At 59.2% G+C, this 19,296-nt stretch carries 29 protein-coding genes; 10 read left to right on the forward strand and 19 right to left on the reverse strand.

Going from position 1 to position 19,296, the window contains the following annotated elements; all coding sequences use genetic code 11:
* Nucleotides 1-42: 42 nt before the first annotated feature.
* From QLQ16_RS10790 to QLQ16_RS10870, 17 genes are all read right to left on the reverse strand, one after another.
* Nucleotides 43-333 carry a hypothetical protein gene (locus tag QLQ16_RS10790; protein ID WP_283224695.1) on the reverse strand — a complete coding sequence of 97 codons (291 nt, stop codon included), beginning with the start codon at nucleotides 331-333 and terminating at the stop codon, nucleotides 43-45.
* Nucleotides 330-752, reverse strand: a complete 423-nt coding sequence (locus QLQ16_RS10795; protein WP_283224696.1) for a hypothetical protein — start codon at nucleotides 750-752, stop codon at nucleotides 330-332. The genes QLQ16_RS10790 and QLQ16_RS10795 overlap by 4 nt, the downstream gene beginning before the upstream one ends.
* Nucleotides 749-949 (reverse strand): hypothetical protein, encoded by a 201-nt coding sequence (locus QLQ16_RS10800; protein WP_283224697.1) that lies wholly within the window; start codon nucleotides 947-949, stop codon nucleotides 749-751. The genes QLQ16_RS10795 and QLQ16_RS10800 overlap by 4 nt, the downstream gene beginning before the upstream one ends.
* A gap of 104 nt (nucleotides 950-1,053) precedes the next feature.
* Nucleotides 1,054-1,614, reverse strand: a complete 561-nt coding sequence (locus QLQ16_RS10805) for a hypothetical protein (protein ID WP_283224698.1) — start codon at nucleotides 1,612-1,614, stop codon at nucleotides 1,054-1,056.
* Entirely contained in the window at nucleotides 1,611-2,894 is a 1,284-nt protein-coding gene (locus tag QLQ16_RS10810; RefSeq protein WP_283224699.1) for a phage head spike fiber domain-containing protein, read from the reverse strand. Before QLQ16_RS10810 ends, QLQ16_RS10805 begins: the two co-directional genes overlap by 4 nt.
* Complete coding sequence (locus tag QLQ16_RS10815; RefSeq protein WP_283224700.1) at nucleotides 2,887-3,546, reverse strand: hypothetical protein; 660 nt, start codon at nucleotides 3,544-3,546, stop codon at nucleotides 2,887-2,889. Before QLQ16_RS10815 ends, QLQ16_RS10810 begins: the two co-directional genes overlap by 8 nt.
* Before the next feature lie 34 nt (nucleotides 3,547-3,580).
* Nucleotides 3,581-5,059 (reverse strand): phage portal protein, encoded by a 1,479-nt coding sequence (locus QLQ16_RS10820; RefSeq protein ID WP_283224701.1) that lies wholly within the window; start codon nucleotides 5,057-5,059, stop codon nucleotides 3,581-3,583.
* A gap of 5 nt (nucleotides 5,060-5,064) precedes the next feature.
* On the reverse strand, nucleotides 5,065-5,289 hold the full coding sequence (locus QLQ16_RS10825) for a phage head-tail joining protein (RefSeq protein WP_283224702.1): 225 nt from the start codon (nucleotides 5,287-5,289) through the stop codon (nucleotides 5,065-5,067).
* Nucleotides 5,290-5,309: 20 nt separating this feature from the next.
* Complete coding sequence (locus QLQ16_RS10830; protein WP_283224703.1) at nucleotides 5,310-7,364, reverse strand: phage terminase large subunit family protein; 2,055 nt, start codon at nucleotides 7,362-7,364, stop codon at nucleotides 5,310-5,312.
* Nucleotides 7,361-7,975: a hypothetical protein gene (locus tag QLQ16_RS10835; protein WP_283224704.1), complete on the reverse strand. Its 615-nt coding sequence runs from the start codon at nucleotides 7,973-7,975 to the stop codon at nucleotides 7,361-7,363. The genes QLQ16_RS10830 and QLQ16_RS10835 overlap by 4 nt, the downstream gene beginning before the upstream one ends.
* 152 nt (nucleotides 7,976-8,127) lie before the next feature.
* Nucleotides 8,128-8,922: a hypothetical protein gene (locus QLQ16_RS10840; protein ID WP_283224705.1), complete on the reverse strand. Its 795-nt coding sequence runs from the start codon at nucleotides 8,920-8,922 to the stop codon at nucleotides 8,128-8,130.
* A 111-nt stretch (nucleotides 8,923-9,033) separates the two neighbouring features.
* Nucleotides 9,034-9,375 carry a hypothetical protein gene (locus QLQ16_RS10845; RefSeq protein ID WP_283224706.1) on the reverse strand — a complete coding sequence of 114 codons (342 nt, stop codon included), beginning with the start codon at nucleotides 9,373-9,375 and terminating at the stop codon, nucleotides 9,034-9,036.
* The gene (locus QLQ16_RS10850) at nucleotides 9,372-9,707 is read right to left on the reverse strand and encodes a hypothetical protein (protein WP_283224707.1); all 336 of its coding nucleotides are present in this window, start codon (nucleotides 9,705-9,707) and stop codon (nucleotides 9,372-9,374) included. Before QLQ16_RS10850 ends, QLQ16_RS10845 begins: the two co-directional genes overlap by 4 nt.
* A gap of 364 nt (nucleotides 9,708-10,071) precedes the next feature.
* Nucleotides 10,072-12,714, reverse strand: coding sequence for a VapE domain-containing protein (locus tag QLQ16_RS10855; protein WP_283224708.1), 2,643 nt, complete (start codon nucleotides 12,712-12,714; stop codon nucleotides 10,072-10,074).
* A gap of 3 nt (nucleotides 12,715-12,717) precedes the next feature.
* Complete coding sequence (locus tag QLQ16_RS10860) at nucleotides 12,718-13,026, reverse strand: hypothetical protein (RefSeq protein ID WP_283224709.1); 309 nt, start codon at nucleotides 13,024-13,026, stop codon at nucleotides 12,718-12,720.
* A complete protein-coding gene (locus QLQ16_RS10865) occupies nucleotides 13,023-13,490 on the reverse strand; it encodes a phage regulatory CII family protein (protein WP_283224710.1) in 468 nt (155 codons plus the stop codon). Before QLQ16_RS10865 ends, QLQ16_RS10860 begins: the two co-directional genes overlap by 4 nt.
* Before the next feature lie 221 nt (nucleotides 13,491-13,711).
* On the reverse strand, nucleotides 13,712-13,966 hold the full coding sequence (locus tag QLQ16_RS10870; protein ID WP_283224711.1) for a transcriptional regulator: 255 nt from the start codon (nucleotides 13,964-13,966) through the stop codon (nucleotides 13,712-13,714).
* Between the two features lie 62 nt (nucleotides 13,967-14,028).
* Here QLQ16_RS10870 and QLQ16_RS10875 point away from each other — a divergent pair, with 62 nt between their 5' ends.
* Together QLQ16_RS10875 and QLQ16_RS10880 are read left to right on the forward strand one after the other, a co-directional pair.
* The gene (locus QLQ16_RS10875; protein ID WP_283224712.1) at nucleotides 14,029-14,514 is read left to right on the forward strand and encodes a hypothetical protein; all 486 of its coding nucleotides are present in this window, start codon (nucleotides 14,029-14,031) and stop codon (nucleotides 14,512-14,514) included.
* Between the two features lie 95 nt (nucleotides 14,515-14,609).
* Nucleotides 14,610-15,338: a hypothetical protein gene (locus QLQ16_RS10880; protein WP_283224713.1), complete on the forward strand. Its 729-nt coding sequence runs from the start codon at nucleotides 14,610-14,612 to the stop codon at nucleotides 15,336-15,338.
* On the opposite strand, the gene QLQ16_RS10885 is transcribed toward QLQ16_RS10880, so the two are convergent.
* Together QLQ16_RS10885 and QLQ16_RS10890 are read right to left on the reverse strand one after the other, a co-directional pair.
* Complete coding sequence (locus QLQ16_RS10885) at nucleotides 15,324-15,584, reverse strand: hypothetical protein (protein WP_283224714.1); 261 nt, start codon at nucleotides 15,582-15,584, stop codon at nucleotides 15,324-15,326. The genes QLQ16_RS10880 and QLQ16_RS10885 overlap by 15 nt on opposite strands.
* A gap of 10 nt (nucleotides 15,585-15,594) precedes the next feature.
* Nucleotides 15,595-16,053, reverse strand: a complete 459-nt coding sequence (locus QLQ16_RS10890; RefSeq protein WP_283224715.1) for a hypothetical protein — start codon at nucleotides 16,051-16,053, stop codon at nucleotides 15,595-15,597.
* A 144-nt stretch (nucleotides 16,054-16,197) separates the two neighbouring features.
* Here QLQ16_RS10890 and QLQ16_RS10895 point away from each other — a divergent pair, with 144 nt between their 5' ends.
* From QLQ16_RS10895 to QLQ16_RS10930, 8 genes are all read left to right on the forward strand, one after another.
* Nucleotides 16,198-16,581: an Lcl C-terminal domain-containing protein gene (locus QLQ16_RS10895; protein ID WP_283224716.1), complete on the forward strand. Its 384-nt coding sequence runs from the start codon at nucleotides 16,198-16,200 to the stop codon at nucleotides 16,579-16,581.
* A gap of 34 nt (nucleotides 16,582-16,615) precedes the next feature.
* Entirely contained in the window at nucleotides 16,616-16,786 is a 171-nt protein-coding gene (locus QLQ16_RS10900; protein WP_283224717.1) for a hypothetical protein, read from the forward strand.
* The gene (locus QLQ16_RS10905; protein ID WP_283224718.1) at nucleotides 16,783-17,103 is read left to right on the forward strand and encodes a hypothetical protein; all 321 of its coding nucleotides are present in this window, start codon (nucleotides 16,783-16,785) and stop codon (nucleotides 17,101-17,103) included. Before QLQ16_RS10900 ends, QLQ16_RS10905 begins: the two co-directional genes overlap by 4 nt.
* 312 nt (nucleotides 17,104-17,415) lie before the next feature.
* Nucleotides 17,416-17,601, forward strand: coding sequence for a hypothetical protein (locus QLQ16_RS10910; RefSeq protein WP_283224719.1), 186 nt, complete (start codon nucleotides 17,416-17,418; stop codon nucleotides 17,599-17,601).
* On the forward strand, nucleotides 17,598-17,900 hold the full coding sequence (locus QLQ16_RS10915) for a hypothetical protein (protein ID WP_283224720.1): 303 nt from the start codon (nucleotides 17,598-17,600) through the stop codon (nucleotides 17,898-17,900). The genes QLQ16_RS10910 and QLQ16_RS10915 overlap by 4 nt, the downstream gene beginning before the upstream one ends.
* Nucleotides 17,893-18,306 (forward strand): Lcl C-terminal domain-containing protein, encoded by a 414-nt coding sequence (locus QLQ16_RS10920; RefSeq protein ID WP_283224721.1) that lies wholly within the window; start codon nucleotides 17,893-17,895, stop codon nucleotides 18,304-18,306. Before QLQ16_RS10915 ends, QLQ16_RS10920 begins: the two co-directional genes overlap by 8 nt.
* Nucleotides 18,307-18,334: 28 nt before the next feature.
* A complete protein-coding gene (locus tag QLQ16_RS10925) occupies nucleotides 18,335-18,799 on the forward strand; it encodes an Lcl C-terminal domain-containing protein (RefSeq protein ID WP_283224722.1) in 465 nt (154 codons plus the stop codon).
* Between the two features lie 39 nt (nucleotides 18,800-18,838).
* Nucleotides 18,839-19,201, forward strand: a complete 363-nt coding sequence (locus QLQ16_RS10930) for a four helix bundle protein (protein ID WP_283224723.1) — start codon at nucleotides 18,839-18,841, stop codon at nucleotides 19,199-19,201.
* Nucleotides 19,202-19,296: the final 95 nt, after the last annotated feature.

Raw genomic sequence — 19,296 nt, forward strand, 5'->3', positions numbered from 1 at the left:
TGACGCTCGTGCGTCGATGAGCGCAGGGTGGTGCGGGGAGCTTTACTTCTTAATCCCCGCCCGAGCCATCATCAGCTCCAGCTGCAGCTCCACGCGTTTCATGGTCTCCAGCATTTCTGATCGAGTGACGGAGGCCGCAGACACGGCCTCAATTCGCGCCTTGAGCTGGGCCACGTCTTTGTCCGTCTGCTCTACCTTGCTGGTCAGCACCTGGATGGATTGGTACGTGGCAACGCCCGATGTGATGGCCCCAATGGCTAAGGCGGCAAATACAGGCGGCAATACTTTGTCGGTGAACCACGACCAGGGGTGCGGTTTTACGGGGTGCGTCATGAGGTCCTCAGTGTCAAAAGCATTTCAGGGGTCACGCGCTCAGTGGGCACCCGGCCCGTCATGGCCAGCCAGCACCACTCAAAGCAGTACATGCGGTCATAGTCGCGAACGCGCAAACCCACAAAGGCCAGCAGGCTTACCCAGTCATACCGGGCACCCTGGTAGTGCGCAAACAACTTGAGCGCGGAGTGATGCCAATGGGCGTCACCCAGGTCGATCAAGTCCCAGTTATCGGGCGACCACTGGCCCGCCGGTAGGCTGTGCAGCCCGTGCGCCGCCGTGGCATGAAACAACTCGCCATTGATGACGATGCCGCCGTGGCAGTACTGGCTGACCAGCCTTGCCTTGATGGCCCAGCACGCCAGGCGCTGAAGCCACGTGGCATTGGTGGGGGCTGTTTTTCTGAGGGCGAGTTTCATTTATCCTCCAGCGGCAGCGTGGTCACCCACCGCAGCACCGCAACCGCCATGCCCACGGCGGCAGTAAACCACCCGAAATCATCCGGCGCGAGAAATTGCTGGAACAAGCCGATGTTCGCTTCCAGCACACCCAGCACCACCAGCGCCAGGCTGAACCACATCATTTTTGAGCGCAGTGCGCCGATCAGTTTGTTCATTTGTCAAGCTCCATAAGAATTAGCCCACTCAGTCAGCCAAGGGCCGACTTGGGCGAGTGCGGCCACGGTGGTGGCCATGATGGCGAGGACAACAGCGGTGAGCTTCATTGCATGACCTCCACCACGGCCTTAAGCCCTAAGTGCTCAATGGCTTGCTGCCACGGGCATGTGTAGACACGGCACGCTGCAAACAGCGCTTGCACTTGTGCCAGCGTGACGGGCGGGCTGGCCTGCGCGATCTGGAGCGCTTGGGCCTTGATGGCTTCAAGCCGCTCGGGCGGCGTGGGTTCGTCAGACGGCGGCAGCGCGGCGATCAGCGCTTTCTCGACCTGTGCGGCCTTGGCGTTGATGGCAAGCGCCACGACTTCCTCAGGGTGGCCTGCACTGTCCACGGGTGGCATGGCAGGCGTCACCGGCTCTTGCCCCTCTACCGGCTCGGGCTGCACCCACATTTCGCTGTCGTGCGTTGGCAGCAGGTAGGCAAACTCAGGCCAGATCAATCCGGCGCTGATGTAGTGTGTGGGCGGTTTTCCGGCAGTTGGCGAGAGCATTGCCTGAAACATCCCGCCACCAGACCCGGCAGGGGCGGCGGCTTCGGCCAGTGCACGGGCCATGGGTGCAAATGCAGCGGGCACGATGATGGTGCGGTGTGTCCAGTCCGTCATACGACCCCCGTGATTTGATAGGCCTTGGCCAGTGCTTTGCGGATCTTTGCGCGGGTGGCGTCGGACTGGGCGGGGGTTATTAGAATGGCGCCGAATTGGCCCATAATGTTGTACCCATAGCCATACAAACCGACCCCAAGGCGCGTCCATGTCGAAAGATTTGCATTGCGAACCTCCACGATGCGCGTCACCTCGTGGCCGACAGCGGCGGCGAAGACTGAATTGCTCGGAGTAGAGCCGCCCGGGACGGCCACCCCATTGACTGCATAAGTCGGTGCGCCTGCATTTGACGCCGAGCCACTGCCCCCAAGTACGCCTGCATATCTACTGGCACCGCCGGGCTGATAGATCAGCACTGCCTGTCCGTCATTTGCTGCACGTCGCATGAGCAAATACACATCAGCATTTGCAGGCATCGTTCCAGCTGCAAATGGAGCAGTCCCAAGCTCGTCATCAGCGCCGTCGAATTGAAGCATCAGCGGCGCGGCTGTGGTGTCGTAGTCAGTTGCCGTGGTGACGCGCTGGTAGCTGGTGGCGGTGAGGCCGGGCTCGATTTGAAACCTAGCAACAGACAAGACTCCACTGCCGTCCGCTGTGTACGTCTCGCCCCCCAAGACCTTCGACGAGCACATTGCAACGTAGAGCACCATAGATGCTGCTGACGCCGTAAAGTTTGCAGATATTTTGTACTTTCCAGCCACATCGCTGACAACAGACACATTGGACATGCCCGCGCCAGCAAGCAAATGGGTGCCATTATCAAGATCAAAGTAACAATAACCATTCGTGCCAGACACTATATCCAGCATAAAGTGTCGGCTGCCAGATATGCGCTCAACTTCGCATGAAATCGAATAAACATTGCCAGACGTCACGGCAATGATTTGCAGAATTCGGTGCTGCCCATTGCCTGCCGTCTCAGAGACAACACCACCAGTCGCCACGCACCCGCTCTTACTCCATGCAGCATTCTCAAACTGCTCCGAATAAGTCAGAAAGTTCTTGCGTGCAGTCAAAATCGGGCGGGCTGTCGATGTGGTTTGCAGAGCGGGCCGCGCATTTCCAGACCTATCTACAGCACGCCCAACAGGCTGCTCAACGGCACCGACAGCAGAAGTGCCGCCAGAGTCTTGATACAGCGTAGCCGCTCCACCCGCCAAACCTGCCCGATGGGACTCAGCATCCCACCACAGCACGGGGTTGACGCTGGCGATCTTGAACGCCGAGCGCACAGCCGTGGCCATGCTGGTCAGCGTCAGGGCTTGGGTGAGGTTACGCATACGCAGCCACCGCGCCGCTGGTCAGAGTAATGGCCGTTACAGGGCCAGTCAGCAAAGTGCCTGCAGGCAAGGTGATGCCCGTGATAGACCCGGACGAATTCGTGCGCGTGAACACAGAAAACACGGTGTCGGTCAAACACACCACCTGCCGGGCTGCAAGGCCCGTGACAGAGCCTGTGCCTGTGATGTAGTTCACACCGCTTTCGCCGTTGGTATCTTGGCTGACCACTTTCAAGCGGCCATTGTCCAGCGCAGAAGGCAGTCGGTCGCGCACTTGCTGCTGGGTGGCTTCAAGCGCAAGGCCAGCAGCCGTGAGCTGGGCGGCGGTGAGCGCGGTGGAGCCCACCAGCGTGAGACAAGCCGAGCTGGGGGCCGACGCCAGGTCAGTCGCCATGGTCTGGTTGCGCCAGATGGTGCTCACAGTTGTGGGCGTCGCACCGGACACGTCAATGATCTGGGTGGCCGTGATGGTGTCGCCAGCATCAGAGCCTGCAAATGCTGTCTTGCAGTAGTAGGTGCTGACGACGAGTTCGCGGTCGGGGGTGGGGCCGGAGCCAGCACCAGAATCCACAATCAATTTGCCGTCTGCTGTGGCTTTCAGATACACAAGTGAACCGGGCGCACCGTCCACTTCGGCTAAGAGTCGTTCCATGGTTTTCTTTCGGTCAAGGGTTTAAAGCAGGGGCTCAGGCCACTGGTGGTGTTTTGAGCATCTCGGCACCCGTCAGGCCCAGCTCGCTGGTGGCTGCGTCGGTGTCGAGCACGATGTTGGCCTCGGCCAGTTTTTTCTGTTCGGCTTGGCGCTCGGCGATGTAGGCGTCGAGCGTGGTGCCTTTTTCGCGCAGCCATTCGCTCACGGTCATGCCGCCGCCACGGATGGTTTCTTTGGCGGTCATGGCGTCTTTGAGCGGGTCGACCTGTGGCTTGGCGGGCATGGTGTAGGCGTCCAGGTCTTGGTCGCCCAGTGGCACGCCTTGCAGGGCCGCTGCTTCGCGCCACCAGGTGCGGATGCGTTGCAGCACCACGGGCACCAGGCTGAGCCATTGCTCTTGCTCAATGAGGCCACGAAACTCGATCAGGCCCATGCGGTTGCTGGCGAAGTTGGCTTGGCTCATGTCGCCTGTCAGCTGCGCGTAGGTGATGCCACTGCCCACAGCCAGGGCGTGCAGCTCAAAGCGGCTGAATTCGCCACCAGCACCGCTGGCTTGGGGGCTGTTGAAGGTGACTTGTTCGCTGGCTCCGATGCGGGCAATCAGGCCTGGGCGCATTTTCTCTACGCCGTTGGTGCTGCTTAGGCCCAGCGCTTTGTCGGGCTTTTCGCTACTGATGATGGCCATGATGCAGGCTTCCATCTTTTTGCGCACCAGCTCTGCGTCGTGCCAGTCGGCCAGGTCGCGGTAGCGCATGAGGCTGACAGCCAGCTCACTCACGCCGCGCACGGCGCTGGGCCGGTCGCGCTTGTAGTAGTGGATGATTTCGCTGGCGGGCACGCGCTTGCTGATAAAGCTGCTGGTGCGCCACCCGGTCATCTCACCGGGGTGCTCGGGGTAGATCCAATACGCCACGCAGGTGCCCAAGGCGTCAAACTCTTTGCCAAGGATGCAATAGTTGCCGTTGGCCAGTGGGCCGGTTTTGCTTTCGTCCAGGTGATCGGCTTCGAGCACTTGGATTTGCATGGGGATGGCGTAACCGTCTGTGGCTTTGCGCCACCGACGGCGGATCAGCACTTCGCCCGCGCCAAAGCGCTCGGTCACGGCCAGCTTGATGTTGGCGGCCAGGTTGCCGGTGCCGTCTGCATCGCAGGCCAGGCTGTTGCTCCAGGCGTTCCACTTTTTGGCTTCGGCCTTGTTGGCGGGCACGATGCTGATGCCGTAGCCCACCACGTTGGAGCCAAACACGCCCACGGCCCGCTTGGCGTATTCGTTGTTGAGGATGGTGTCGCGGGCGCGGTTGCGGATGCGGCTGAGGCCCTCGCCCAGCTCGGCGTTGGCGCTGCCGCCTGTGGCTGTCCAGCCGCTGGTGCGGCGGCCACTTTTGGCGGCGTCGTAGCCGCGGGCGTGCTCTAGGCCCATGCGGCTGATGGAGCGCTTGAGCGCCCAGCCAGGAAAGGCTGCAGCGATGCCACGCTCCAGCACGTTAGCAGGGGCAATGCGGTGGTCTTGCATGGCGATCAGTCCCGGCAAAATTCAGCCACGGTGGACACGCCGCGTGCGTTGCCGCCGGTGCTGGCCAGCAAGCCGTTGGCGATCAGCTCGTCGCGCATCACGTTGCGGGCATTCATGAGCGAGGCCATGTCCTGGTACTGGATCTCTTTGCCGTCGTAGCGCACCTTGAGGGTGCCGCTGGCGATGGCTTTCTCGATGGCTTCGAGTTGGGTTACCGTAAATCCGGCCATGGTGAATTTCCTTTGGGGTGCTACCAGGTGTCCCTCATGTCGGGCACCCAGTCGTCTGTGTCGTCGTGCCGGGTCTGCGCGGGTGGCGCAGGGTCGGCGGGGGCCTCGCTGGTGGGCGGGGTGGTGTCGCCCTCGGGTGCAGGCGTCTGCATGTCGGGGGCGGTGTCGTTTTTGGTGTCGATGTCGGCTTGTGGGCTTTGCGTAAACATGTCGTGGACACGCGGCTCCAGCAGGCGCTCCAGTTCGTCCCAGTCCGCACCGCGGGCGGTGTGGATGGCGATGCGCGGGTGGTGCGCAGCGCAGTAGGCATAGACCCAGGTGTCAAGCGGTTCGTTGCGTTTGCCGGGCCGCTTGATCCACTTGCCGCTGTCGGCGTCATAGAACTCGCTGGCCACGCCCTCAAAGAAGGTGGCGGGCAATTCGGCGCTGTAGCGCACCATGCGGTCTGCATGCTGCTCGTGCATCAGGTCACCATCCAGCCGGGCAAACAAAGCGCTCTTGGCCGTGTCGGTGCCAACCATCCAGAGGTCCACGCCTTGCTTGTCCATCGCGCCGCTGTCGTTGCGCACGTCTTGCTTGCTGGGCCTGCCTAAGATGGGTTTGTTGGGCTGGCTGTAGCCCTTGACCACGATCACATCGTCGTGCCGGTATTTGCGGGCGTATTTGTAGGCCTCGTGCACCGTGACGCCGTCACCAGAGTCGATGGCGGTCATGCTGATCTTGAGGTCAACACCGTACGCATTGCGCACCGGCTTGCGCCGATAGGTCGTGATCACGCGCTCCCAGTCTTCTTGGCGGCTGGGGTCGCCGGGGATCTCGGTGTAGTCCACGGTGTGGCACCGCTCTCCCCTGCCCCATGCAACCAGGTGAAACGCAAAGTAACCCGCGCGCTGCACGTCCACGCCCAGCGTCAGAATCAAGTAGCCGGGCTGCACCGTGCGCAGCGGGTAGGCTTCGCCACGGGCTTGCAAGGCCGCGCTTTGCATCTGGTCTGAGTGGTCCTCGTAGGGCTCACCCAGGTGCAGGTTCACAAAGGTCTGCAGCTTGGCGGGGTCTACCTTCGCTTCCAAAAACTTGTTCGCACGCTCAGCCCAGCTAAAGCCCAAGCCCACGGGGCTGTACAGGCCGTTGATGTGGTAGCCCTTTTTGGCGCGGTCGGGATGGCGGTGCCGCCATTCGGCCAGACCGCCCATGGGTTTGTCGGCCAGCATCCAGGGCTTGTTGCGCTCCTCGATCTCGCTGCCACAGTGCTCGCACACGTACACGGCGGTGTCAGGCCAGTGGCGCTTTTTTCCGTCGTCGTCGGTGGTCTTCTTCCAGCGCAGATTTTCAAACACCAACACCTGCAGGGCTTGGCAGTGCGGGCACGGCACCCAGTACTGCGCCATGCTGCTTGACTCGTATTCATCGGTGATCACCGACGCGCCGCGCACCTTGGGAGTGCTGGTCTTCAATATTTTGCGGCGGGGAAAGTTGGCGGTGCGCTGCTCAGCCAACTTGACCGGCGAGCCTTCGTCTTTCAGCGATACGGGGTAGCGGTCGACTTCGTCCAGTGCCAGCTTTTTGATGGGCTTGGACGCCAGCTCAGACGGGCTGTTGGACCAGCCCAGGTAGAGCACACCGCCCGGGAAATTCTTTTCGGTGATCTTGTTGCCGCTGTCACGCTTGCGGCTGCTGGGGATCTTGGCCGAGATCCGATCCATCGCAGTGATGGCCGGGTCCAGGCGCTGGCTCACAAAGTCTTTCACAGCCTTCTCGGTGGGCTGCACGACCATCATCGGGCCGGGGTCCTGGTCGATGCTCTCAAAAACAAAGTTCAGCAGCACCTCAGTCTTGAGCACTTGAGAAGCGGCCATGATGACCACCTCTTGTGTGCGCGACCGTGAGCACAGTTCGTCCATGGGCTCCCGTGCATAGGGCGTGCGGCTGGTGCGCCACTGCCCGCCTTCGGGCGATGACTTGCTGGGCACTTGCCGATACTTGTCGGCCCACTCAGAAGTCCACAGCTTTTCGGGCAAGGCCCAGCCAGCGGCGGCAGCTTCAAGGATCGCGGCGTATCCGTCTTTGAGGTTCATGGGACCACCTGCAATGAGTGGGTGCGTGCCATCTGGAGCAGCTTGTCTTGCAGCGTTTGGCACACGCGCTGGACTTCGGTTTCGATCAGGCCGTACACCTTGCCCGGGTCTTGCTCGGGCGTCACCAGCGGGGTCAGGCGATCAGGCAGCGACAACAGCTCAGACCGCGCAGCCACCATGGCGTCGTGCACAGCGCGGGTAATCGGCGCGATCTCAGCCACGGAGCCTTTCAGCTTTGCCAGCTCGATCTGCTCACGCTCAGCACGGGCCTGCTCAGTCAGCGTGCGGGCATCGAGCAAGGGGCGGTGCCCACGGCCTGACTCTGCAGCCGGGGCCGCTTCGGGCGCAGTGAATGGCAGCTCGCCTGGCAGCGACACCGCCGACCCGGTAGAGGCCTCGCCAAACACACCGGCTTGCCGTTGCCCGCCACGCAACGGGTCAGCGGTCAGCGCCATGCCCAGGCGCACCGCCTCAACATCGACCGAGCCGTCTGCGTACTTTTGGCACCGCTCAGCCCGTATGGCTTTGTGGATCGCCGTGTCGCTCACGCCCAACTGGCGAGCGCATTCCTTGACCGATACACCGATCAAGTTGCGAGCGAGACGACCCATTGTTAAAACCTATTTCAAACCTGTAAAAAAAACCCGGGCGCACAAAGCAACCCAATGCAAACCAATTAAAAAAACCTGCAACCACCCGAGGGGGGAGGCCCGAATTACCCCCGGGGGGAGGGGGCCCGGGGAGGACCCGAGAAAATTTGAGGTCAGATCAAAGTCATTTGGACTTTGGGGATGGCGGTGCGCTTGGACTCAGCCACTGACCGCCGCAGCTCATCGGCGAAGCGATCCTTGATGACGCGCTGAGCGATGCCCGGTACGTCCAGTGTTTTGCGGTACGAAGGCTTGGTCACGAAGATGATGATCGGCTTGATGGCTGAGCCAGCAGCGCCGAAGTCTGACTTCTGCCAGATGCCATTGGGGTGACGACCACCGTTGGGGCGACCGACGAAGTAGCTTATGCCCCGTGTGCCCGTGCGTTTGTTGCCTTTGGCCATTGAGGCCTTGCGCTTGTCGTTGATGTTGGCTCGGTAACCCTGCTGACCAAACGCTTTGAAGTAAGACAGGATCTGTACGATCTGGCCACGGCTCATGTTGCCGTAGGCGTCGAGCTTGGCCCCGCTGCCTGGTACGGCTGCAGACCCAGCGGGCAGCAGGCCCGTGCGTTGGAGCGATCGCTCAAATGATTTGAGCTTGCGTTCACCACCGTAGACCAAGGGCGACAGGTAATCTCTGCCATGAGTGCCACGGCCCATGGCGACTCTGAAGTCCACCTCGGCCAGCAGCTTGCGCTTGGTGGCAGGGTAGAGGCGAAAGCCGCGCATGGTGTAGGCCGTGGGGTTGTCGATCAGTGAGGGCAGTTGCCGTTCGATCTCTTCTTTGGCCAGCTTGGCGGTGCGGGTCAAAGCCACCGCCGTGGCGTATGGCATTTGGTCACCAGCGACACGCGCCCACTGGCTGATCGTGGCTTCCAGGTCGCTTTTGACGCTGAATGTGATCACTTGAAGACCTCCAAAAGACAAAGCCCACCAGGGGTAAGCGGGTGGGCTTTTTTCTGTGCTGGGATTTCTACCAACGTCTGAAATGTATCGAAAACGTTTTACTCCTCAAAATTATTTCGTTCGGTCTTCACGACCGCGTGCGTACTCAGATTGCACCATGTGCAGACGTGTGTACAAGGTGCGCAGGCTGATACTGAGATTGCCTGCGACCTCACGTGATGTGGCCGGTGTGCAGTAGACCTGCAAGAGCAACAGTTGCTTGTCTTCGGTCAGTGTCAACACCCAGTCGTGGGTTCGGCTCAGCTCGATGTCTTTGATCGGGATGATGGCTTGGCTCACATTGCTGCGGCCTACGCTGTCCCAGCTGGCCGACATGCCCACACTGCCACGGCCATGGCCCAGCTGCACCCACTGGCCCCAGCGGCTCAGGTGTTGGTCTACCCACTGGATCATGCGGCCCCCGATGCGGCGTGGGCTTGCTCTCGCACCTGCTGCTGCACAGCATGCTCAGGCCACACAACCACAGACTGCACACCTAGCGTGACCATGAGCTGAGCCACATCACGGGCTATTTCGGTCAGGGTGAAGGGCGTGCCCACCACATGGCCGCGCTCAAAGGCATAGAAGCAATTGGGCTGGCCCTTGATGCCGCTGCGCACCAAGGCATAAGCGCCCTTGCCCAGCGTCTGGGCGTGGGCCTGGATGCTGGAATAGGTCTCAGGCATGTGGGCCTTGATGGTGCCGATCACTGCCTCAACTTCTTCTGGGGTCTTGAGAGTGTCCATCTGTCCATTACTTTCTATAGAAGGGTTGTGTGTAGGAAGGTGCGTTGCGCGAGCGCGCCTGTGCCTGTGCCTGCGCCGGTGTGCTATGCGGGTACTGTTAAAGGATCTGCCTGATTTGCTCAGGCAATGCAGCGGCTTCAACCCCCTCAAAGGGCCCTATAGCCGCCACAGCGCCCTCTATGGAATGCGCAGGCCACCTGGACACTTGGACACTCAGGGCACAGACATCAACGCGCGCATCCATGCGCCAGTGGTCTGGCATGTGCGTCGTGCACATGGGCGTTCAGCCACCCATGCCCGCTTTGGGCATGAGTCCAGACCACAGGCGCCATTCAGCAGCGCGGTCAAGGGGTTGAGGGTTGGGCTAGAAAGGTGCATCGTCCGAGAAATCCACGCCCGTGGGCGATGCGCCCGCTGACGCTGGTTTTGCTTCGACTTGGGCAGGCTGGTCAGCATCGACCGGAGGCCAGTCTTTGGGGCGCTCCCAGCCCCAGGCGCGTACGTTGTTGACCTGCTTTTTCATGTATTCCCAGCCCTGCTGGTTCATCCAGCTGCGCACTTGGCTTTCAAGGCCAGCGTTTGACTTTCCAGCGTCGACGTTCAATGCCTTTGTCAGCTGGGACAGCGTCACAAATTTGCTCAGGCAATTGATGCCCTCGCCTGGCTGGCCTGTCAATGATTCGCGGTTCAAAACGTGCATCAGCTCTGATGTGACAGCCGTCTCGACCAAACGGGCCTCTTGCACCGGCACAAACAAGCGCTCTTCCTGCTCACGGGTAGGGATGCAGTCCTCACCCGCCATGTAGAGGGCATAGGCCTCAGCAAACAGCTGAGCGCGGTACTTTTCAAGCCACTCGATCTTGATGATTTGCTTGACCGGGATAGGCCAAAAACGCCGATTGCCCGTTCGGTCGCGCAGATAGGTGGATTCGTTCGTGGTGCCCACCAACACACATTGGCGTGGATGCTCTTCAATCACCCGGCCATAGGCAGGCCGATACCTGTCCACCTTGGCCGTGATGAAGGCCTTGATGGCCGTGATCTCGGACTTGCCCATTTGCGACAGCTCACCCATCTCATAGGCCCAGATGCCCTGAACTTGCTCTTGGGATTCTTTGCCTTTGCCGATCTCAAACGGTGTATCGCTGTACCAAGGGCCGCTGGCCAATGTCTCGACCATGGTCGACTTGCGCAGACCGCCAGGGCCTTCAAGGACCGGGCAGTAGTCAAACTTGCAACCCGGCTCTATCACCCGCTTGACCATGCCCACCAGCCACTTACGGCCCACGATGGTCAAATACTCACTCATCTCAGGCGTCAGCGTCTCGGGTGTCTCACCGATGATGTGGATCAGCCACTTGTCGATGCGGCTGATGTTGTCCCACTCCAACTTGGTGAGCCACTCTTGGATGGGGTGCCATGGGTTTTCATAGGCCACCGTCTCCATGCCCTCCATGATGGCTTGGCGACTGATGGCGGGTAGGCCATATTCTTTGCTGAGCCAGTTGCCCAGCAGCAAATCAATGCTGCCCACAATTTTGCCCTTGCGCCCATGCGGGAAAGGCCAGTCCAGCCGGGCCTCCATGGTGTTGCTGAGCAGGTTGAAGCCCAGCACACCCGCCAGCCGGTCGTCGTAGCGCAAGGCGTTGATGATGGTCTTGCGGGAAAGGTTCCATCGGTTTTTGGCCGCGTCATAAAAACAGGCCAGCCACCAAGGCATGGGCTTGCCATTGTTGGGTTCACCCTCAGCGGTGCCCTCGCCTTTTTCTGCGGCAGCACCGGCTGATTCGCTGGCACTCGTGCCAACGGGGGGATCGATTTTTTTTGCGCCATCGGTGGCGGGCAAGGCGTAGGCCGTGCCGAAGAATTGCAACACACGGGCAAAGTCCCAGCCATCTGTGGTGATGGCGTCGGCTGCGTCCCAGCCGTCGGGCTTGATGCCTGGGCCGTCAATGGCCAGCAGCTGGGCGGTGCAAGCGTGCGCGGTCACCAGGTGATGCCCGATGCTGATCATGGCGGCCATGCCCGGCTGTTTGTGTGCGGGCTTGAAGGGCTTAGACAGCTTGAGGGCTTCGCGCTCGGGATCGTCAGCGCAGGCGTTCAGCTCTTTGACTGTTGGGTTTTCACGCTTGCTGTCGCAGTCTGGCCACAGCAGCACCGTGCAGCCCTTGAGCCACGACCAATCGGCCTTAGCCCAAGCCTTACAGCCACCAGGCCAGCCCACCACCACGTACACACCGGGTGCACCAGCATCCAGGCAGGCTTGCAGGATATTGGCCTTTTTTTCACCCTCGACAACAATCACGGTTTGCTGACTGGTGGGCAAGCTGTAACCCGGCAGGTAAAGCGGTCGGGGGTCGTCAAAACCCTTCCAATTCCATTTGAGCGTGCCATCCTTACTCGACTGAGTCCACACATAAGGGCAATCGTCCTTGCCACCGTCGCTTTTGAGGAAGCGCACCACGTAGCCGTGCAGATCGTTTCCGACGCGGTATTCGGCTGTGAAGACGATATCGGATGCCTTGCGGTGGTAGTGCCAGAAAGTGGCCTTGGGCGCAGTGGCTGGCACGGGGCGCACCACACTCCAATCCTCGTCGCTGCGGGGCCGTGGCGGTGCTGGCGGGGGCGTGGGGCGCTCTATGCGCTGGTGACCTGCGTCGCGCTGCACCCCGGCCACATCCTCCAGGCCTTCGTCACGCGCCACATGGAGCGCGGCTTTGCCCATGCTGAGGCCATGAGCAGCGGCATACAGGCTGACCAAGTCGCCGCCCTTTTCGTCGCTGGCAAAGTCGGCCCACTTGCCCGAGGTCATGTTGACTGAACAGCTTGAACCCTTGCCGCCTTGCAAGCTTCCACACACGTATTCATGGCCATTGCGCGAACCACCGGGCAGCCATGCTGGCACCAATGATTCAATGCGGTCCAGCAAGGCATCGGCCAGGTCTTTGAATTTGATCGGCGGCAGTTCATCACGCCCTGCTGGGGCGCTGGAGTTTGGTGACGTCAAAACTTACCTCGCCCAGCTGGCCATCGCCGCACCAAGCGCCGACCCTGCCATCAGGTCAGGCCGGGCATAGAGCGCCACCTTGCGCTTGCAGCCGGGCTGGGGCACCTTGTCTGCCACCGTCAGCTCTTTGCGGGCAATGGCGCGGCAGATGGCGTTGTCGGCTTCTTTCATGGTCCAGCCCAAGCCACGCACCAGCTGGCCCATGGTGAAGCGTTCGTGGGCCGTGACCCACTGAGACAGCGCTTGGCGCTTTTGGCCTGCGGGGCGTCCGGGTTTTTTGTCGGTGGCGGTCATGGTCATGGTGCAGGTCATGGGTGGTCCTCTGTGGTGGGTTTGCCCGCCTGGTTGCGGCGGGCCAGGGCTTCACGCAGGGGGCGCAGGCTGGCCATCAGTTCGCCGCACTCACGGTCAATGCGGGCCAGCTCGTTGTCGCTGATGGAGCCGTCTGCCAGATCTGTGGCGACCTCGGTGCACAGATCGCCAAACTCACGGGCCGTGGTGGCCAGACGCACCATGCAGTCGTCGGCATCGGCGTTGAATGCGGCAGGCAGCGGCACCAGCATCTGGCCGCAGTTGAGGGCAAAGGCTTCCAGGATGCGCATATCGCCCGTGCGCAGGGTGATTTTTTCGGCATCAAGCAGGCCCAGCTTGGCAGCGCCCGTGCCATTGAGTTCGTGCGCCAAGGTGGTGGCGTTTTTACCGATGCGCGGGGCCAGGCTGGGCGCACCGCCCGGGTAGTCGTGCACCACGTTTGCGGCCACATCTCGAATATCCATGATCACACCCCCATCAAACTGTTGTGAAAGACAAAGCGGCCTGCAGCGAAGACACTGCAGCCATGAACAAAAACACCCGCCACCCCCAAACGCCAAGCAGCACAGGCCTGCCCGCCTGTGCCGAGAGTGGGCGAGTAAATTCCACCGGAGACGGCGGTGTTTGGGGATTGATGGCGGCGGGTGGGAAACTTGCAGCACTTGGAGCAAATGCGTTGCGCATGTCAGGCGCCCTGCCCGTCTTGGCCGGCGGCTGGCTCGGCCAGCTCGGGCCAAACGTGGAGGAAAGTGTCTGGAAAGAGATCGCGCCGGGTCACCGCTCGCTCGGTGAACGCCTCGATAGCAGCACCGTGCACGATGGGCACCGAGCGCTTGCTGGTGACCCATTCAGAGACCACGGGAGGCTTGACCCCAAGGTGTTCGGCAAGCCGAACACGGCGACCAGCTACGGCATTGAGCCATTCAATAAATTTGTCCATGCATCCATCATAAGGCCAAGCCTAACAAATTGCAATAGGTATTGCCTAAAAGGCCGCGACTCATGAAAAATAAGGCAATGCTTGAAGGTAAAGAACTGGGCGCGGCCATCACATCCGCAATGGAAAAAAAGAAGGTAGGCCCTACCGTCTTGGCCGCTGCTTTTGGCATCAAGCCGCCTTCGGTCAGCGACTGGAAGACACGCGGGTGTGTCAAAAAAAATCACCTGCCTAAACTCATTGCCTATTTCAGCGATGTCGTAGGCCCTGAGCATTGGGGCCTGAACTCGGCTGAAAATGTGTTTGCGGTGCAGCCCAGCGCCCAACAGGAAAACCTTTCCCACAAGTTAATCCCGCCGGTCAACAATTACAAAGTAGCACTCGACACGCTTGCAGCGGGCCTAAGCGATCTGGATATGCAAGGCCGTGAACGCATCGCCCCGATGTTTGAAAGCTTCGCCAGATCGCCTGGACCTGTCTCAATTCAAGATATATTGGCCGTCCTCAGGCTCAACAGAAAAAGTGACGAAGACCTCACGCTGGCGGCGTGAAGGCAACATCTTTTTTTTGTCCTAAAAATTAACTTTTTTACTGCATTATGCTAAAAATTAATATTTTATTGATAAAATTAATTATATCAATCTCAATGACAATACACAGCAATGTTATTGCACAAGTATTCGATGCCACATGGACACAACTCCCAAAAACTTTTTCTGGTGATTCTGTTAAAAATTTGGCGGAAAAACTTAATACAAGAAAAAATGAGTTTGAGTCCAACGCAGACTACAACGCACGTCTAGAAAAATTAGTAACACCACATGATTATAAATATGTATTATTTTGCGAAGAAATCCCCTTTAAATTAGATTATGACGCTGACGCACAGGAATTTATATTTTCACGCAAATCATACAATGCGCATATTGAAGTTGCAAAGACCAGTAAGGAAGGCAAACCATACACTGGAACAAATTCATTTGGGGTATCTAAAAAAATCCGAAAAATTGAAGTTCACGAATATAATTTACATGATCAGGAGTGGCAAAACGATGCAGGGCAAGCATTTAAGTTTCCCTACCCGTCAATCCAGGCTGCTGCGTTGAAGAGTGACCTTGCCGTAGCACTAATCATCGAGCTTGCACCACACCGTCATTTTGGGAAAAGCTACAACTCTATGACGTCCCCTTTTTTTACACATAGCACATATTATTCTGAGCCGACAATTAGCAACCCACTGGACTATATGAGCCATTCATATATTATTACAAGCAACATAAGAAATATTGTTTTATACAAAAAATCTGATCGGAAAATTCTTTTAATTACAACACCATCAAAAACTAAACAATCTTCTACATCACCGATCCAATGACACATGAATCTGCTCAGCAGCGCACACAGCCAGACTTCGCTCGGCTGCATAACGCGCTTGACGAAGCAGCTGCAGCAGTTCGGCATGAACCGAGTCCAGGCACTGATCCGAAAATTGCGTTTGATCAGGCTCGGCTATGGCGGCAAATTGAGCAGTTGCGCCTGGTAGCCCTAAAGCTTGAGCGTCGAGTTCAACAGTCAAACAAACGCTGATGCCGCGTGATTGTTCTGTGATTTTTAGTTTCATAAAAACTTTTTCAGTTAACTGCGCGCAGATCATCTTGCACAAAATTGGACCCGACCTCATTTGCAGCACAAGGATCATCTGTGACCCAACAATCTTCAACCTTCCACTGCCCAGTCTCGCGTGAAATCGTGACATTCACCGTCACATTCAGGCCATCTGTCCACTCAACCATGCCGCGCGTGCCGGTAGACAGAACGTGTTCAGGCATCAAGCTTTGCGGTGTGCTCCCCCCCTCTGGCGAAGGGGTACTGAACTGGTCGATTTGCCCGCTGAAAGAAAACGTCATGCGCTGAGACTCGGCATCCATCTTCAGTGGTCCGAAGCGCCTGAAATACATTGGGAAAAACATCCCACTCGTAGGGCTCTCAAAAGCCACCCTGAAAACGCCTTGATCAGATGGGCCGCTGCGGTGCAGCTCAGAAGTGTTTGACTCTCCACCCACGGGTGGTTTTTTTTCGTCTGTTTGCATGTGAAAACTCCTGATTGAACGCCCGGACAGCTCGGGCGTTGAAGAATTTTCGCACAAATTAGGCTTAGCCTATTGACTAAACTTAGGCCAAGCCTAATAATTCACTCCAACCCGCCACCTATCGGCGGATTTTTGGAGTGAAACATGCAAACCACCACCCTCTCTGCCCTCCCCGCTTTGGGCACACCGCTTGACGGCGGCATCTTTGTCGGCCTGGTCACCCAACCCGATGGCACCCACACCGCCGTGGCCCTGCTGCCCGACCGTGCCACCCGCCTGAACTGGCAAGCCGCCACCGACTGGGCCAGCGGGCTGAACGCCCAACTGCCCACGCGCCAGATGATGGCCGCGATCCGAGCCAACACGCAAGACCGCCCCCAGTCTGGATGGCTCTGGACCAGCGAGTCGCACGAAGAAGACGCCTCTTGCGCCTGGTATTGCTACTTCGACGACGGCGACCAGATCGGCTACCGCAAGAGCTACGAAGGCTCGGCTGTCGCCGTCCGCTTGATTCACATCACCGCTTGATCCTTCAATCCTTTTTTTGACCGGAGGCACAGACATGACCTACCGCCAAGCGTTTGACCACTTGGGAAATCGCCGCAAAAACCACCGCTACGGCCCCGTGCGTCGCCACTATTTGGCCGTTTTGCGCCGCTGGCTGCTGGTGACACTGGGCATTGTGGCTTGGGCGGCATTGACCGCCGCCATCGACGCCAAGGTGCTGCCATGAGGGCCACTGGAATGGTGTTTTTGAGCCGTGGCGGTGCACGCCTAAACAAGGACAGCAAGGGCGAGCCAACCGTGACATTGATGTGCCTTGATCGCATCGCCAACCACCAGGTGGAGTCTTGGGCCCTGTTTTGGAAGGGCCAGGACGCCGCCGACTTTTGGCAGCACAACGCCACCAAACTCCAACCCGGCACACCACTGAACGTGACGGTGGAGAACATGCGCTCACACACCGCAGGGCGCACGGTCGAGATCACAGCCCGCGTCATCGGCTGCGAACTGGCCCCCACCCCTGAAAAAAAGGCGGTCGCAGCATGAAGCCACCTAGCCGCCCCGAGTGGCTGCGGAGTCACCCTCGCTTTCGACCAGCGTGCTTTACGCCCGAAGAGTGGGAGCTTTGGCGCAAGGGTGCGATGGAGCTGGCGCTCAAACGCTATCCACCACAAAGCCCTTGCGAAGACTGCACACCAGAACACCAAGCCGCCATGGTGACCGCCAAGCGATGCGACCACCCTGATGTGGTTTTCAAAACTGATTCACACGGATTTGTCTGTGGCGTTCGGCCCAAGCCAGAAACCACCGAAACAGCGCAGCAACCCACTCCAACAAGAAGAGGAAGGCCCCAAAAAAATGACCATTGAAATCACAACCGAAGTCGCATCCATCGCACAAATTGAGGCCCGCGCCCGCGAAGCCGCACAGATGTACGACAGCTTGATCGACGCCTGCCCCTACCCCCTGCATAGCACCAGCGCACGGGTGTTTGCCCAGGCGTTTGAGCAGGCCCGCGCCGAAGCACCGCAAAGCCTCGCATGACCACCACCTACGCCAACGCCGCACTGCTGCTGGTCAGCACCTTCGCCCTGGTGTTTTCGCTGGGGCTGCAAAGCCAGCTGGTGAACAACGGCCACTTTGTGGGCGCATTCATTAACTCGTTGGCCATTGGCACCGCCAACCTGGTGCTGTTCAAGCTGGCCCCCACAGCCAGCGGCATCGAGATTGCGTGCTACCTGATCGGCGGGCCATTCGGCATCGTTTGCAGCATGACGGCGTACCGCTGGATGCGCTCTCGCCAAACCCATTTTTTCACCACCAAAGGAGGCTCCAATGCCTGAGACCACAAGCACCACCAAAACCATCATTTCAGTCAGCTTCGCCAACCTGCCCGCCTTGGGCGCTCCACTTGACGGCGGCATTTTTGTCGGCGTCATCACACAGCCAGACGACACGCACAGTGCCGTCACGCTGCTGCCAGACCGGGCACAAGACCTGGCTTGGCAAGCCGCCAAGGACTGGGCAGAAAGCCTGAATGCCCAGATGCCCACGCGCCCCATGGCCGCACTGATCTTTGCCAACACCCAAGACCGCCCGCAGACAGGCTGGCACTGGACCAACGAAGAGCACAAAGACCACGCCTCTTGCGCCTGGTATTGCTACTTCGACTACGGCAGCCAGATCAACTTCCACAAGAGCTACGAAGGCTCGGCTGTCGCCGTCCGCTTGATTCACATCACCGCTTGATCCTTCAATCCTTTAACCCGGAGAAACCATGAACGCCATCACCATCCCGATCGAGGTTGAATTGACCCCGCGCAGCAAAGCCGTTATGGATGCGCTGTATCAGGCCATTGCGCCTCAATTCCAGTCGCCACCACCCGCTGCAACACCCGCCATCGAATTGCAACCAGGCGAGCACTACGCAGGCGTGGTGTTGGACACCGAAGGCAAAGTCATGCACCACCTGGTGCTGATGGCCAAAAAACCCACGAGCAAGCTCAACTGGCAAGACGCCATGGATTGGGCCACCAGCGCAGGTGGTCATCTGCCCACACGGCAAGAGCAAGCCTTGCTCTACGCCAACTGCAAACCATACCTGCAGCCCGTGTGGCACTGGTCCTGCGAGTCGCATGAAGAAGACGCCTCTTGCGCCTGGGGTTGCCTCTTCCTCAGCGGCTACCAGAACTGCAACCGCAAGAGCTACGAAGGCTCGGCTGTCGCCGTCCGCAGATTCTGATTTCTTCAGTCCTTCAATCCTTTTGACTTGAGCCCCACCATGGCACTGCATACCGATTTGCCCATTTACCGCACAGGCGTGCGGCTGCTGGATCTGGCCATCAAAGTCCAGGTGCAAATGCCGCGCACCGTCAAACGCGCACTGGGCGAGAAGATCACCCAGCACTGCGTGGACATGCTGGATCTGATGGCCTTAGCCAACGCCACTCAACGCGACGTGCGCGCTGGCCACATTGACCAGCTATTGACCCGCCAGCGGGCGGTGACTGTGCTGCTGCGCGTGAGCCACGACAGCCGATACCTGTCACCCAAGCTGTGGGCTGACTCTATCGAGTTGCTGGGCAGCATCGGCAAGCAGGCGGGTGGCTGGCTCAAGACAGCGAACAAGGCGCCTGCTGTATGACGGTCAAGGCCCTCATACCCGTGCGCACAGTGAATCTGGTCGCGCCCCTGGCCTACAAGGCCACGGCCATGCACACCACAGAAACGGCAGCGCAC

Origin of the sequence: Limnohabitans lacus (assembly GCF_030053395.1) — a bacterium.
GTDB classification, from domain to species: domain Bacteria; phylum Pseudomonadota; class Gammaproteobacteria; order Burkholderiales; family Burkholderiaceae_C; genus Limnohabitans_A; species Limnohabitans_A lacus.